The organism is gamma proteobacterium symbiont of Lampromicra miyakona (genome assembly GCF_059730895.1).
In genome coordinates this window covers 3,468,648-3,483,610 of the sequence record NZ_AP035932.1, presented here as the reverse complement: position 1 = coordinate 3,483,610, position 14,963 = coordinate 3,468,648, and the positions used below count along the sequence as shown (strand labels likewise).

The following is a 14,963-nucleotide window of genomic DNA, read 5'->3' as shown; positions in this document are numbered from 1 at the left end:
AGGAATCACTGGATTGTGGAATGTAAAAAACCCCGGACCAGCCGGGGTTTTTGCTTAGGAACAGGCCTGTTACTTGTCGAACTGTTCTGACATGGTGTTGCCTGGGTTTGGCGTACGCGGTTCATCAACCGGACGTGGCGCCTTTGGCGTACCGTTGCTGTCAGAGTTGTTGCTGCCTGGATCTTCCCAGCCTGCTGGCGGACGCACTTCGCGGCGTGCCATCAGGTCGTCGATCTGCGGTGCGTCGATGGTTTCATACTTCATCAGCGCGTCTTTCATCGCGTGAAGGATGTCCATGTTCTCACCCAGAATACGGCGTGCACGCTGGTAGTTGCTGTCAATCAGGTGCTTAACTTCCTGGTCGATGATGCGTGCCGTTTCGTCCGACATGTGTTTGGCTTTCGCCACTGAACGGCCGAGGAACACTTCACCGTCCTCTTCCGCATACAGCAGCGGACCGAGTTTTTCCGAGAAGCCCCACTGCGTCACCATGTTGCGCGCCAGGTTGGTCGCCACTTTGATGTCGTTTGAAGCACCGGTAGAAACGTGTTCCGCCCCGTAGATGATCTCTTCTGCCAGACGACCGCCGTACAGCGTTGAAATCTGGCTCTCCAGCTTCTGACGGCTGGCGCTGATCGCGTCGCCTTCAGGCAGGAAGAAGGTCACACCCAGCGCACGGCCGCGCGGGATAATCGTCACTTTATGCACCGGATCGTGTTCCGGCACCAGGCGACCAATAATCGCATGGCCCGCTTCGTGATACGCGGTGGATTCTTTCTGCGCTTCCGTCATCACCATGGAGCGACGTTCCGCACCCATCATGATTTTGTCTTTCGCTTTCTCGAACTCAACCATCGACACCACGCGCTTGTTGCCACGCGCAGCGAACAGCGCCGCTTCGTTGACCAGGTTCGCCAGATCCGCACCGGAGAAGCCCGGCGTACCACGTGCGATAATCGCGGCATCAATGTCGGTTGCCAGCGGCACACGACGCATATGCACTTTCAGAATCTGTTCACGGCCGCGCACGTCTGGCAGACCTACCACCACCTGGCGGTCAAAACGGCCTGGACGCAGCAGCGCCGGGTCCAGTACGTCCGGACGGTTAGTCGCGGCGATAACGATGATGCCTTCATTGCCTTCGAAGCCATCCATCTCAACCAGCATCTGGTTCAGCGTCTGCTCACGTTCGTCGTGACCACCGCCTAAACCGGCGCCACGCTGACGACCCACCGCATCGATCTCATCGATAAAGATGATGCACGGTGCCGCTTTCTTCGCCTGCTCGAACATGTCGCGCACACGTGATGCACCGACACCGACAAACATTTCTACGAAGTCAGAACCGGAAATCGTGAAGAACGGTACTTTCGCTTCGCCGGCAATCGCTTTCGCCAGCAGCGTTTTACCGGTACCCGGAGGGCCCACCATCAGCACGCCTTTCGGGATTTTACCGCCCAGCTTCTGGAAGCGGCTCGGCTCACGCAGGTATTCCACCAGCTCACCCACCTCTTCTTTTGCTTCGTCGCAACCCGCAACGTCAGCAAAGGTGGTTTTGATCTGGTCTTCGGTCAGCATACGGGCTTTGCTCTTGCCGAAGGACATCGCGCCCTTGCCGCCGCCGCCCTGCATCTGCCGCATAAAGAAGATCCACACGCCAATCAGTAGCAGCATCGGGAACCAGGAGATGAAGATGGAAGCCAGCAGGCTCGGCTCTTCTGGTGGTTCACCCACAACTTTGACGTTTTTGGTCAACAGGTTATCGAGTAACTTGGGATCGTTGACAGGAATGTAGGTCGTGTATTTATTACTGTCTTTTTTGGTTACGTTGATCTCACGCCCGTTAATACGTGCCTCGCGGACCTGATCCTGGTTCACTTCCGACAGGAAGGTTGAATAATCAACCCTACGGCCATTCGACTCGCTGGGCCCAAAGCTCTGGAATACTGACATCAGCACGACCGCGATGACTAACCAGAGAATCAGGTTTTTCGCCATGTCACTCAAGGGATTAACCTCATATTACAACGGTGTTAACAGACAGCGTAGGGTACTATATATCCTTCATACCTGGAATCGCGGCGCTGATGATTTTGCCTGTTTAGCCTGAAACTCAGAATTACGCATCAGAATAAACGCCGTTTCGCCTTGCTTTGATTCCGGTATGGAGGGCTACAGTTTGCGCCCTGTCGCCACAATGTACACTTCGCGCGAACGTGATCGCGAAGCGTCCGGCTTACGAATTTTCACTTTCGTAAACAGGGAGCGAATTTCCCGCAGGTATTCATCGAAGCCATCTCCCTGAAACACTTTCACTACAAAACTGCCGCCAGGTGCCAGTACATCCCGACACATTTCTAACGCCAGTTCAACTAAATACATGGAACGCGGGATATCGACCGCAGGCGTACCGCTCATGTTCGGCGCCATGTCCGACATCACCACCTGCACTTTCTGGTCGCCCACGCGCTCCAGTAACGCTTTCAACACCGCTTCGTCGCGAAAATCGCCCTGCAGGAAGTCAACGCCGACGATGGGATCCATCGGCAGCAGATCGCAGGCAATAATACGGCCACCCGAACCAATCTGTTGTACCACATATTGCGACCAGCCGCCGGGCGCAGCGCCCAGGTCAACCACGGTCATACCGGGTTTGAACAGCTTGTCACCCTGCTGAATTTCATCCAGTTTAAACCAGGCGCGCGAGCGCAACCCTTTTTTCTGTGCCTGTTGCACATATTTATCGCTAAAGTGTTCCTGAAGCCAGCGACTGGAACTGGCCGAACGCTTTTTACCCGTCATAATATTTCCAGTTAAATCGTCATCGTAGCGATAAATCAGCACGCAATGGGTCGCGTTGATTTGGCGATATACCCGAGATGGCGGTAGAATGAACCGTTTTCAATCCCTGAGTAAGCAAAAAATACGATGAATCTGAGTACCAAACAAAAACAGCACCTGAAAGGCCTTGCCCATCCACTGAAGCCAGTGGTCATGCTGGGCGGCAATGGCCTGACTGAAGGCGTGCTCGCCGAGATCGAACAGGCGCTCGAACATCACGAATTGATCAAGGTAAAAATTGCCTCGGAAGATCGTGAAACCAAGCAGCTGATCGTGGACGCTATCGTGCGTGAAACTAAGGCAAACAACGTTCAGGTCATCGGCAACGTGCTGGTGCTGTATCGCCCTGCCAAAGAGCGCAAAATTACTCTGCCACGTTAAGCGTACCGTTACGGCTCGTCCGACGGGCAGAGAAAGTGCCATGCTCCTGCATGGGATAAAAGGCCGCAGCGCGGCCTTTTTCCTTTCTTTACAATATGCAGCTGCGCATTTCAAAGCGTAGCAATATCTTAGATGTATTCCACTTTCAGCACTTCATATTCCACATCGCCGCCTGGGGTTTTAACAATAGCCACGTCATCGGCCTCTTTACCCACCAGACCACGCGCCATCGGCGAATTCACGGAAATCAGGTTCTGTTTAAAGTCCGCTTCGTCATCACCGACAATCCGGTAAGTAAACTCTTCATCGGTATCGACATTCAGCACGGTGACGGTGGCACCAAAAATCACGCGGCCGGTTTTCGGCATGGCGGTCACGTCAATCACCTGTGCATTAGAGAGCTTGGCTTCAATCTCCTGAATACGCCCTTCGCAGAACCCCTGTTCTTCGCGCGCGGCGTGGTATTCGGCATTCTCTTTCAGATCGCCGTGCTCACGGGCTTCGGCGATAGAGGCGATGATGCGCGGACGCTTAACGGTTTTCAGTTCGTTCAGCTCTTCACGCAGCTTCTCAGCGCCTTTCAACGTCATCGGAATCTGATTCATTTTGGCTCCTCGTCATCTATCCTGGTTAACGGCGTCATCCTGACCGGTGACAGCAGAAGATCGGCTTCTGCGGCGCGTAACCTCTTTTCACAAGCAAAAGAATCCTGACCCGGAAAGCTTTCCGGGTCAGGTATCGGTTTTGCATTTTGATACGTATTTTACCCCAGAGTTCCCTGTGGGTCATTGTTTACTTTGCACCGTCCGGGGACATAGTATTGACGCCTTCACCCGTCAGTTACCGCGAGATTATGCGATTTTCACGACTTGTTACCGGATTAACCTGTGCGTTTATGCTGCAGGCACAAGCAGCACCCGTTGAAGAATACATGCAGTATTTGCCAGACGGCGCAAACCTGGCGCTGATGGTACAAAAAGTGGGCGCATCCACCCCGATAATCGACTATCACGGCAAACAGATGGCGTTGCCGGCCAGTACCATGAAAGTGATCACCGCGCTGGCGGCACTGCTGGAACTGGGCCCGGACTTCCGTTTTCAGACCACGCTGGAGACCAAAGGCGCGGTCAGCGATGGCACCTTAAATGGCGACCTTGTGGCGCGTTTTGCCGGCGATCCGACGCTCAGCCGCCAGGATCTGCGCAATATGGTGGCGGCGCTGAAAAAGCAGGGCATCAACCATATCAAGGGCAATCTGGTGATCGACACCTCGGTGTTCGCCAGTCACGATATGGCGCCAGGCTGGCCGTGGAACGATCTGACACAGTGCTTCAGCGCCCCGCCAGGTGCGGCGATTGTTGATAAAAACTGCTTCTCGGTTTCGCTCTACAGTGCCAATACGCCCGGCGAAAACGCCTTTGTGCGCATCGCCTCTTACTATCCGGCGCACATGTTCAGCCAGGTGCGCACGATCGGACGCAACAGCGGTGACGGGCAGTATTGCGAACTGGACGTGGTGCCCGGCGAGCTCAATCGCTACACGCTGACCGGCTGTATGCGCCAGCGTGCGGAACCGCTGCCCCTGGCGTTTGCCGTGCAGGATGGCGCCGCGTGGGCCGGCGAGATCCTTAAAGCGCAGCTGCGCGACGCCGATATTGATTACAGCGGCCATTTAGTGCGCCAGACGCAGGTGACGTCACCGGGTACGGTGCTGGCCTCGACGCAGTCCGCACCGCTGCACAACCTGCTGCACACCATGCTGAAAAAGTCAGACAACATGATCGCCGATACCGTGTTCCGCACCATCGGCCATCACTACTTTAACGTGCCGGGCACCTTCCGCGCCGGTTCGGATGCGGTCAGGCGTGTGCTGCGCGAAAAAGCCGGCGTCGACCTCGGCAACAGCATTCAGGTGGATGGATCCGGCCTGTCGCGTCACGACCTGATCGCGCCGGATACTATGATGCAGGTGCTGCAGTTCATCGCCAAAAATGACGCCACGCTGAATTATATTTCGATGCTGCCGCTGGCGGGTTATGACGGCACGCTGCAGTATCGCGGCGGTCTGCACGAAGCGGGGCTGGATGGCAAAGTGTCGGCAAAAACCGGTTCGCTGCAGGGCGTCTATAATCTGGCTGGGTTCATCACCACGTCGAGCGGTGCGCGCGTGGCCTTTGTCCAGTTCCTCTCTGGCTATGCGGTACCGCCGGAAGACCAGAAAACGCGGCGGATTCCGCTGGTGCGCTTTGAGAGCCGGCTCTATACCGACATTAACAAGAACAACTAATGAAACTGTTGATCGTTGAAGATGATGCGTTGTTACAATCGGGGCTGGCGCAGGCGCTGAGCAGCGAGGGCTACGCCGTGGATTGCGCTGGCAGCGCGGCGGAAAGCAACGCCCTGCTGCGCAGTAGCCAGTACAGCCTGATCGTGCTGGATCTCGGTCTGCCGGATCGCGATGGCGCCACGCTGCTGCGCCAGTGGCGGCGAGACGGCATCGCGGTGCCGGTGCTGATCCTGACCGCGCGCGATGCGCTGGAGGATCGCGTCGACGGGCTGGACGCCGGTGCCGATGATTACCTGGTCAAGCCGTTTGCGCTGGCAGAACTGCAGGCGCGGGTGCGCGCGCTGATCCGCCGCTATCAGGGGCACAGCGACAACCTGCTGCAGCAGGGCGATCTGACGCTCAATCTCAGCTCGCAGCAGGTGCTGCTGGAGAATCTGCCGCTGGAGATCACCCCCAAAGAGTTCGCCCTGCTCACTCGCCTGCTGATGCGCGTGGGGCAAAATGTGCATCGCGAAACGCTGCAGCAGGATCTCTACAGCTGGAACGACGATCCCGGCTCCAACACTTTAGAAGTCCACATTCATAATCTGCGCCGCAAGCTGGGGAAAGATCGCATCAAAACCGTGCGCGGCGTTGGCTACCGGCTGGAACTGCGCGAATGAACAGCATGCGTCAGCGGTTACTGATCATGCTGGCGCTGATTCTCCTCACCTGCCAGGTGATGAGCGCCATCTGGCTGTGGCATGAAAGCCGCGAACAGATCAGTTTCCTCGTCAATGAAACCCTGTCGGCCCAGGCGCGTAACGATCGCGTGGAGAATGAGATCCGTGAGGCCATCGCTTCGCTGTTGCTGCCTTCGCTGGTGATGGTAAGCCTGACACTGCTGCTGTCGTTCTGGGCCATCAACTGGATTATCCGTCCGCTCAAATCACTACAGGACAGCCTTGCCCACCGCTCTGCCGACAACCTGACGCCGCTGCCGATTTACTCCGAGATGGATGAGATCGTTGCGGTCACCTCCTCTATCAACCAGCTGTTTTCCCGTCTCGACCACACGCTGCAGCAGGAGCGATTATTCACCGCCGACGCCGCGCACGAGCTGCGTACGCCGCTGGCCGGGCTTCGCCTGCATCTCGAGCTTCTGCATCAGCAGCAGGTGCCGCAAAGCGCCATGCTGATTGAGCGTATCGACCAGTTGATGCACACCGTCGAACAGCTGCTGATGCTGTCGCGCGCCGGTCAGGCGCTGGCGGGCGGCCACTATCAGCAGCTACAGTGGCAGCGTGACATCATGCAGCCGCTGATGCCGGAGATGGCTGAACTGTATGCCCAGCGTCAGCAGACGCTGCACTGGCCAGACGGCGACGATGTGCCGCAGCAGGGTGAAGCGGTGCTGCTGCGCCTGATGCTGCGTAATTTGCTGGAGAACGCATCGCGCTACAGTCCGGAAGGCAGCAGCGTGCAGGTGAAGCTGCGTCAGGTGCAACAGCAGGTCTGGGTTGAAGTGTGGGATCAGGGGCCGGGTATTGATGCCGATGCGGCAGAAGAGCTGACGCAGGCGTTCCGGCGGCGCGATCAACGCTATGGCGGCAGCGGCCTGGGCCTGAACATTGTGCTGCGTATTGTGCAGATGCATCGCGGCAGGCTGGAACTGGTCAACCGCGAAGACAGCAGCGGACTGGTCGCCCGCTGCTGTTTGCCAACGCAACTGATTGGCTGAACGCCGTCAGAAGTGGGTGTTGAGGCTCATATAGTAAGTACGGCCTGATTCGTTATAGGTATTGGCACCGGCACCGTAGAGATAAGCGCCGGTGGTGGCGTTACCGGTGGTTTGCGCATTGCCCTCACGGAAGTGGCGCTTATCGAACAGGTTATCGATGCCCAGCGTCACGCTGGCGTACTTATTGATATCGTAAGTACCGCTCAGGCCGACAATCGAGTACGGGCTCACTTTGTCGGTGGCGCTGCCGGTCACCGGCTGTCCTTTGTAGTCGTACTTCTTCGGCGTCTGGGTGCCGTACCACGTCAGGGTGGTTTGCAGCGACAGATCCTGCGTTGCCTGCCAGCTCAGCGTCGAGTTCAGCGTATACTCCGGAATGATCGACAGACGATCACCGGTCTCCTTGTTCTTGCTCTGCAGCATGTAGGTGAAGTTGTTATTCCACATCACGCTGTCAGAGAAAGGAACATTGACCGTACCTTCCAGCCCTTCCACCACCGCTTTCGGCACGTTCTCCCAGCGATAGATATCCGTGGTGCCGTTAGAGGCTTTACCTGAAGGCGCATAGCCAGCTTCAATCTTGTTACGGTAGTCGTTACGGAACCAGGTCAGACCGGCCTGATAACCTTCATGCTTCCACTCCAGCCCAACTTCTTTATTGATGCTGTTTTCCGCTTTCAGATTCGGATTACCCTGCAGATAGCAGGCGCCGGTGCTGGCGGCGCAGCCCTGGCCGTTGCTGTACAGCAGGTAGTTCGGGTTCGTCTGGTACAGACTCGGCGCTTTGTAGGCCCGGCCAATCCCCATCTTCAGCGTGAAGTCATCGCCCAGCCCCTGTGACAGGTTAAGCGACGGGCTCCAGTTGTTGCCAACGATGGAGTGATGATCGAAGCGCAGCGCCGGCGTCAGCATGGTGCTGTCGGTCAGCTCCATGTTGTCTTCGGCAAACAGGGAGAAAATCTCCGCCTGGGCATAAGGACTGCGGCCGGTGCTGGCGATGCCTGGCACGGCACCGTTGCTGGCGGCCTGGGTGGTCGACGAAGGATCTTTCATGCGCTGCTGGTTCCACTCGGTGCCCAGCGTTGCGGTCTGATTGACGCCCAGCTCAAACGGCAGGCTGATTTCACTGTGCAGCAGCACATCGTCCAGCTGGATGGTATTGAACCCGCTGTTGGAGAAGATCCCTTCCGTGCCACCCGCCAGACCTTCATTAATGCGCGTATTGCGGGTTTTCTCGTAGCGCGCCCAGCTGCTGGTGCTAATGCCGTTATCCCACGCGCCGGTCCATTTCAGTGAAATATTCTGGCGATACAGACGGTTGGTTTCATCGCCGTACAGGCTCTTCACCAGCGCGTTAGTGTTGGTGTTCTGCGTATCGCCCGCGTACAGGTTGCCCTGACGACTGTAACCGGCCTGCAGCTCCAGCGTCTGCATAGGGGCAAACGCCCAGCTCAGCAACGCATTGATATCTTTGTTAACCGAACCTTCGCGGCCTGCCGGGTAGCTGCCGGCATAGCTGCCGGTGCGCGCTGCCGCATGTCCTTCATTGATGTCGTACGCGTCGGCCTGGGTTTTGGCTAAACCGCCATACAGCCGGAAGTTGAAGTCGTCACCGAGCGGCCCTTCAAGGCTGAAGTTGGTGCGTTTGGTCGCCCCTTCCGATTTGTGTTCCGGCGCGTTGAAGTAGGTATTCCACGAACCGTGCCACTGCTGATCGCTGTACTTTTTGGTGATGATGTTAACCACACCACCCGCCGCACCGTTACCGTAGCGCACCGCGGCCGGCCCGCGAATCACGTCGATGTGATCGATCATTTCCGGCGGCACCCAGTTGGTATCGCCACGCGTGTCACGTTCGCCGCGCCAGCCGAGACGCACTGAGTTACGGCTGGTGATCGGCATGCCGTCCACCATGATCAGCGTGTTTTCCGGTCCCATGCCGCGAATATCGATCTGCCGGTTGTTGCCGCGCTGGCCGCTGGTCGAGTTGCCGGTCAGGTTGACGCCTGGCATGGTACGAATAATTTCGGCGACATCGCGCGCCGGCGGATGCTTTTTGATCTCATCGGCGGTGATGGTGGAAACCCCCGGTGCCTGCAGCGTCTGCTGCTGGGCCGTCACCATCAAGGTGCCGCCGTCCATCGCACTGGCGTCGGGAGAAGAGGTATTGCTGGAAGTGGTCTTGCCGGAAGTCTCTGCTGCCCAGGCATTGCCGGAGAGCAATGAGGCGCTGAGCCCCAGTTCAATCAAAATAGCAAAGGTTAACCGCGAGTAATGCTTCATTTTTTTTCATTCCTGGAAGGCCAGTTCTGCGCCACAGCGGAGTGACTGGCGAGCCGGTGAGAAGATCCCTGTCTTTATCGCGCAGCCGTTCACACCTGGCAGGGCCATCCTTTGCTGAATCCCATGACTTACCGGGTGCCAGACGGAACGTGCGTGCTCATTTTGAGCGCAGTCACCATATTGCAAATGCAAATAATTATCAATAGTATTATTTATCAATCCTATGTAAACCTCCCCGTACAGACGGCGACTGGCAGCCCCTATGACCTGGCGAAATGATGGAATTGGTAGCGAAGCCTGGTGGCAGGAGCAACAGACTCAGGGCATTCCGCGCATTGAGCCGCAGCAGGATGGTACCTGTCTGGTGACCTTCTTCTGGCGCGATCCGCAAGGCAATGAAACCACCTCCCGCACCCAGCGCGTGTGGATCAACATCACCGGCGTGACCGATCACCACCAGCGGCGCCCGCCGCAATCGCTGATGCGCGTCGCCAGTAGCGATGTCTGGTACTGGCAAACCGTGCTGCCGTCACACTGGCGCGGCAGCTACTGCCTGATGCCGGATCGGCAGGCCAGCGATTTCAGCGGCGAGCCTGACATGCATGCGCTGCGCCACTGGTGGCGCGAAAAATTCCCTGCCGCGCAGGCCGATGCGCTCAATCCGCTGCGCAGCTGGTCCGGCGGACGCGGCATGGGCGTGTCACCGCTGCACCTGCCTGACGCGCCCGACCAGCAGGTGTGGCGTGCGGTGGATGAGGGCCGCGCCCCGGCGCTGACGCTGCTGGAGCAGCAGTGGGACAGCGCGCTGCTCGGCAATCGTCGCCGCGTGTGGCTGTACGCCACAGGCGAGGCGCAGCACGGCCCGCGTCCGCTGGCGATACTGCTCGATGGTCAGTTCTGGGCGCAGCAGATGCCGATCGCCGGCCCGCTGCAGCAGCTGACCGCCGCGGGCAAGCTGCCGCCGGCGGTCTACCTGTTTATCGACATCATCGATCGCGAACACCGCAGCCGCGAGCTGCCATGCAATCCGCAATTCTGGCAGGCGGTGCAGCAGGAGCTGTTGCCGCAGGTGGCACGCTGGATGCCGTACGATGCGCAGCCGGCGCGCACGCTGGTTGCCGGACAAAGCTTCGGCGGTCTGGCCGCGGTGTTTGCCGCGCTGCACTTTCCTCACACCTTTGGTAATGCGCTCAGCCTGTCCGGCTCCTTCTGGTGGCCGGAGCGCGGTAACCCGCATGGCTGGCTGTTGCAGGCGCTGGACCATGGCCTGGCACCTCGCCAGCCGCTGCGTTTCTGGCTGGAGGCAGGCCAGCGTGAAGGCCTGATTCTGCAAGCCAATCAACAATTACAACAACAACTTACCGCTGCCGGCTATCAGGTGCATTACCAGTCGGTAGAGGGCGGGCATGACGCGCTGTGCTGGCGCGGTGGCCTGCTCGACGGTCTGCAAGCTTTGTGGCGCAATCCAAATTCATTCATCACGCCAGACGTGAACCGGAGCGACAGTAAATTCTCTGATGAACGACACTATGATTGACCAACAAACTCTGCCGCTGGTGGCAGCGCAGCCTGGCATCTGGATCGCCGACCAGCTCAGCCGCCATCACAACGCCTTCGCGGTCGCGCACTTTGTCGAACTGCGCGGCGACATCAACAGTGCGCTGCTGGCGCAGGCCATCGTCGATGGCATGCAGGAAGCCGATACCCTGAATATGGCGTTCGGCGAAATCGACGGCGAGCCGCTACAGTGGCCGCAGCCGCAGACCTTCAGCCTGCCAGACATCGTTGATCTGCGCGGCGAAGCGGATGCCGCAGCCGCCGCGCGCGCCCTGATGCGTGCCGATATGCAGGGCGACCTGCGTGTGCTGAGTGGCGCACCGCTGTGGCACCATCGTCTGTTCCGCCTCGGCGAACAGCACTGGTTCTGGTATCAGCGCTATCACCATCTGGTGGTGGATGGCTTCAGCTTTACCGCGCTGACGCGCCGCATCGCCAATCTGTACAGCGCCGCCGTACAGCAGCAGCCGCCTGAGCCGACACCGTTTATTCCGTTCAGCGCCGTGGTTGACGAGTATCAGCGCTATCAGCAATCGGCGTCTTACACCCGTGACGGCGAATTCTGGCGCGAAAAAGGCCGCGCCCTGCCCGCGCCCGCCTCGCTGTCGCCGCTGCCGCTGGCCGGTCAGAGCGCCAGCACCGATCTGCTGCGTCACAGCGTTACGCTGGATCGTCACCGCTTCCAGACGCTGACCAGCCAGCATCCACAGCACAGCGCCGCCGATCTGGCCTTTGCGCTGGTGGCGCTGTGGCTGGCTCGTCTCAGCGGACAAAATGATTTTGCTGCCGGCTTCATCTTCATGCGCCGCATCGGCTCCGCCGCGCTGTGCGCCACCGGTCCGGTGATCAACGTGCTGCCGATGGCGGTGCATTACCAGCCGGGACAAACGCTCGGCGATCTCGCCGCTCAGCTGGCCGCGGAAGTGAAAAAAATGCGCCGCCATCAGCGCTACGATGCTGAACAGGTGCAGCGCGATCTCGGCCGCCTCGGCGATAGCGATCCGCTGTATGGCCCGGTGATCAACCTGAAGATGTTTGACTACCAGCTCGATTTCGCCGGCATTGAAGGCATCACGCATCAGCTGGCCTCCGGCCCGGTGCGCGATCTGGAAATCGCGATTTACCTCAGCGAGCACGGCGATCTGACGCTGGAGCTGCTGGCGAACGCGCAGCGCTATGCTGCGGAGACGCTGCAGCGCCATGCCAGCCGCTTTGCCCTGCTGCTCAGCCAGCTGGCCGCGCAGCCGCAGCGCGCGCTGGGCGAGCTCGATCTGCTGACGCCAGCGGAGCAGCAGCAGATTGCGGCCATCAATCAGACCGCCCATCCGCTGCCGGCGGAAACCCTGGCGTCGCTGCTGGCGCAGCAGGCGCAGCGCACCCCGGACGCACCGGCGCTGGCCGATGCGCAGCACCAGCTGAACTATCGCCAGATGCAGCAGCAGGTATTCGCGCTGGCGGCCGATCTCAGTGCGGCCGGCGTGCAGCGGGGTGATATCGTCGCCGTGGCGCTGCCGCGTTCGGTGCAGCTGTCGCTGGCGCTGCAGGCGATTGTGACGCTCGGGGCCGCTTATCTGCCGCTGGATACCGGCTATCCGGACGAGCGGCTCCAGCTGATGCTGGAAGACGCCGCGCCCAAAACGCTGATTACCACTGCCGCGCTCAGTGCCCGCTTCCGCGCCATCGCGCCGGTCAGTCAGCTGCACTTTGACACCCTGTACAATGCCGAACATGCACCGGCCCCGGCCAGCGCGCCGACGCCGCAGGATGGCGCGTACATCATCTATACCTCCGGCTCTACCGGCCGGCCGAAAGGCGTGCTGGTCGGCCATCAGGCGATCGTTAATCGCCTGCTGTGGATGCAGGATCGTTATCCGCTGCAGGCGGATGACGTAGTGCTGCAGAAAACGCCGAGCAGCTTTGATGTCTCGGTGTGGGAGTTCTTCTGGCCGCTGCTGGTCGGCGCGCAGCTGGTGATGGCGCCGCCGGATGCACACCGCGATCCGGAAGCCTTACAGCAACTGTTTGCCCGCTACAAAGTCACCACCACGCATTTCGTACCCTCGATGCTGGCGGCCTTTGTCGCGGCGCTCGACCACCCGGCCGCGATAGCGTGCTGCGCCAGCCTGCGCAACGTGTTCTGCAGCGGTGAAGCATTGCCTACCGATCTGTCGCGCAGCTGGGAAACATTGACCCGCGTGCCGCTGCACAATCTGTATGGGCCAACCGAAGCGGCCGTTGATGTCAGCTGGTATCCGGCTTATGGCGCGGCGCTCGCCGCCGTCGATGGCCCGAGCGTACCGATCGGCTTCCCGGTGTGGAACACCGGCCTGCGCATTCTTGATGCGCAAATGCAGCCGGTGCCGCCGGGCATGGCCGGCGATCTCTATCTTACCGGCATTCAGCTGGCGCACGGCTATCTCAACCGGCCGGAGCTGACCGCCAGCCGCTTTATCGCCGACCCGTACGCCGCTGGCGAGCGCATGTACCTGACCGGCGACGTAGCGCGCTGGCTGGACAACGGTGCGGTGGAGTATCTCGGACGCAGCGATGACCAGCTGAAGATCCGCGGTCAGCGCATTGAGCTGAACGAAATCGATCATGCGCTGTGCGCCCAGCCCGGCATTGAGCAGGCGGTGACGCATGCGGTGGTGCTGGGTAGCGCGACGGCACAGGGCGATGCGCGTCAGCTGGTGGGCTACGTGGTGGCGCCTCAGCCGGTGGATGGCGACGCACTGCGTCACGCGCTGGCACAGCAGCTACCGGCGCACATGGTGCCGGTGGCCATCGTCCAGCTGGAGGCGCTGCCGCTCAGCAGCAACGGCAAACTGGATCGCAAAGCGCTGCCGCTGCCGCAGAGCACCACGCAGCGCCAGGGGCGCGCGCCACTGCCCGGTTTAGAGAGCACGCTGGCCGCAGCGTTCTGCCGCCTGCTGGCCTGCGACACGATCGGTGCGCAGGATGATTTCTTTGCGCTCGGTGGCCATTCGCTGCTGGCGATGCGCCTGGCCGCGCAGCTGCGCCGCGAGCTCCAGCTGCCGGTTTCGGTTGGGCAGATCATGATCGCCCCGACGGTGGAAAAACTGGCGGCGCTGCTGAGCGATGGACAATCCCATCAGCAGGCGGGCTTTGAAGCGGTGCTGCCGCTGCGTAAAGGCAGCGGACCGACGCTGTTCTGCTTCCACCCGGCGTCCGGCTTCGCCTGGCAGTTCAGCGTGCTGCAGCGTTACCTTGACCCACGCTGGTCACTGGTCGGCATTCAGTCGCCTGACACGCAGGGACCGCTGAATCAGAGCGCGCACCTCGATGAGGTCTGTGAGGCGCATTTGCGCACGCTGCGCGAGGTACAACCGCACGGGCCATACTATTTCCTCGGCTACTCGCTGGGCGGTACGCTGGCGCAGGGCATTGCTGCCCGGCTGGAAGCGGCGGGTGAAGAGGTCGCCTTCCTTGGCCTGCTCGACACCTGGCCGCCGGAAACGCAGAACTGGGATGAGAAGCGCGGCGAGAATGTGCTGGATCCGGCGGTGCTGGAGGAGGTGAATCGCGAGCGCGAACAGTTTATCGCCGCGCAGCGCCATCAGGCCGGAGAAGAGATGCAGGCCATGTTCGATACCATCGAAGCCAACTACGCCAGCTCGGTGCGTCTGCTGGCCACGGCGCGCAGCGCACGCTTCGGCGGCCGCGCTACGCTGTTCCTCGCCGAACAGACGCAGCAGCCAGGCCAGGATGCGCGCCGCGCCTGGGCGCCCTATGTCGGTGAGCTGACGGTGTGGCCGATGGATTGTGCCCACGTCGAGATTATCTCGCCTCGCATGTTTGAGCAGATCGGGCCGCTGTTGCAGCAGTTGCTGGCGTAGCGGTTTTGCCCTCACCCTCTCCCGGCGGGAGAGGGAA

10 protein-coding genes are annotated in these 14,963 nt (G+C 60.0%); 6 read left to right on the top strand and 4 right to left on the bottom strand.

What is annotated here, in order from left to right:
* Positions 1–69 precede the first annotated feature (69 nt).
* Both ftsH and rlmE read right to left on the bottom strand, forming a co-directional pair.
* Positions 70–1,998: an ATP-dependent zinc metalloprotease FtsH gene (ftsH, locus tag AC6I8P_RS16400; protein WP_021507707.1), complete on the bottom strand. Its 1,929-nt coding sequence runs from the start codon at positions 1,996–1,998 to the stop codon at positions 70–72.
* A gap of 174 nt (positions 1,999–2,172) precedes the next feature.
* Positions 2,173–2,802 carry a 23S rRNA (uridine(2552)-2'-O)-methyltransferase RlmE gene (rlmE, locus tag AC6I8P_RS16395; protein WP_021507708.1) on the bottom strand — a complete coding sequence of 210 codons (630 nt, stop codon included), beginning with the start codon at positions 2,800–2,802 and terminating at the stop codon, positions 2,173–2,175.
* A gap of 126 nt (positions 2,803–2,928) precedes the next feature.
* Between rlmE and yhbY the strand changes: the two genes are divergently transcribed.
* Positions 2,929–3,222, top strand: coding sequence for a ribosome assembly RNA-binding protein YhbY (gene yhbY, locus AC6I8P_RS16390; protein WP_010617345.1), 294 nt, complete (start codon positions 2,929–2,931; stop codon positions 3,220–3,222).
* A gap of 128 nt (positions 3,223–3,350) precedes the next feature.
* Here the strand turns inward: yhbY and greA are convergent, their stop codons facing one another.
* A complete protein-coding gene (gene greA / locus AC6I8P_RS16385) occupies positions 3,351–3,827 on the bottom strand; it encodes a transcription elongation factor GreA (RefSeq protein WP_021507709.1) in 477 nt (158 codons plus the stop codon).
* A gap of 248 nt (positions 3,828–4,075) precedes the next feature.
* Here greA and dacB point away from each other — a divergent pair, with 248 nt between their 5' ends.
* From dacB to pmrB, 3 genes are read left to right on the top strand one after another with little or no spacing between them, the layout of a single operon-like run.
* Positions 4,076–5,509: a serine-type D-Ala-D-Ala carboxypeptidase gene (dacB, locus tag AC6I8P_RS16380; protein WP_031279733.1), complete on the top strand. Its 1,434-nt coding sequence runs from the start codon at positions 4,076–4,078 to the stop codon at positions 5,507–5,509.
* The gene (gene pmrA / locus AC6I8P_RS16375) at positions 5,509–6,171 is read left to right on the top strand and encodes a two-component system response regulator PmrA (RefSeq protein ID WP_021507711.1); all 663 of its coding nucleotides are present in this window, start codon (positions 5,509–5,511) and stop codon (positions 6,169–6,171) included. Before dacB ends, pmrA begins: the two co-directional genes overlap by 1 nt.
* Complete coding sequence (pmrB, locus tag AC6I8P_RS16370; RefSeq protein ID WP_021507712.1) at positions 6,168–7,229, top strand: two-component system sensor histidine kinase PmrB; 1,062 nt, start codon at positions 6,168–6,170, stop codon at positions 7,227–7,229. Before pmrA ends, pmrB begins: the two co-directional genes overlap by 4 nt.
* A gap of 6 nt (positions 7,230–7,235) precedes the next feature.
* On the opposite strand, the gene AC6I8P_RS16365 is transcribed toward pmrB, so the two are convergent.
* A complete protein-coding gene (locus AC6I8P_RS16365; protein WP_498030783.1) occupies positions 7,236–9,512 on the bottom strand; it encodes a TonB-dependent siderophore receptor in 2,277 nt (758 codons plus the stop codon).
* 262 nt (positions 9,513–9,774) lie between these two features.
* On the opposite strand from AC6I8P_RS16365, the gene fes reads away from it, so the two are divergent.
* Together fes and AC6I8P_RS16355 are read left to right on the top strand one after the other, a co-directional pair.
* Complete coding sequence (gene fes, locus AC6I8P_RS16360; protein ID WP_498030782.1) at positions 9,775–11,049, top strand: enterochelin esterase; 1,275 nt, start codon at positions 9,775–9,777, stop codon at positions 11,047–11,049.
* Positions 11,042–14,926 (top strand): enterobactin synthase subunit F, encoded by a 3,885-nt coding sequence (locus AC6I8P_RS16355; RefSeq protein WP_498030781.1) that lies wholly within the window; start codon positions 11,042–11,044, stop codon positions 14,924–14,926. The genes fes and AC6I8P_RS16355 overlap by 8 nt, the downstream gene beginning before the upstream one ends.
* Positions 14,927–14,963 lie beyond the last annotated feature (37 nt).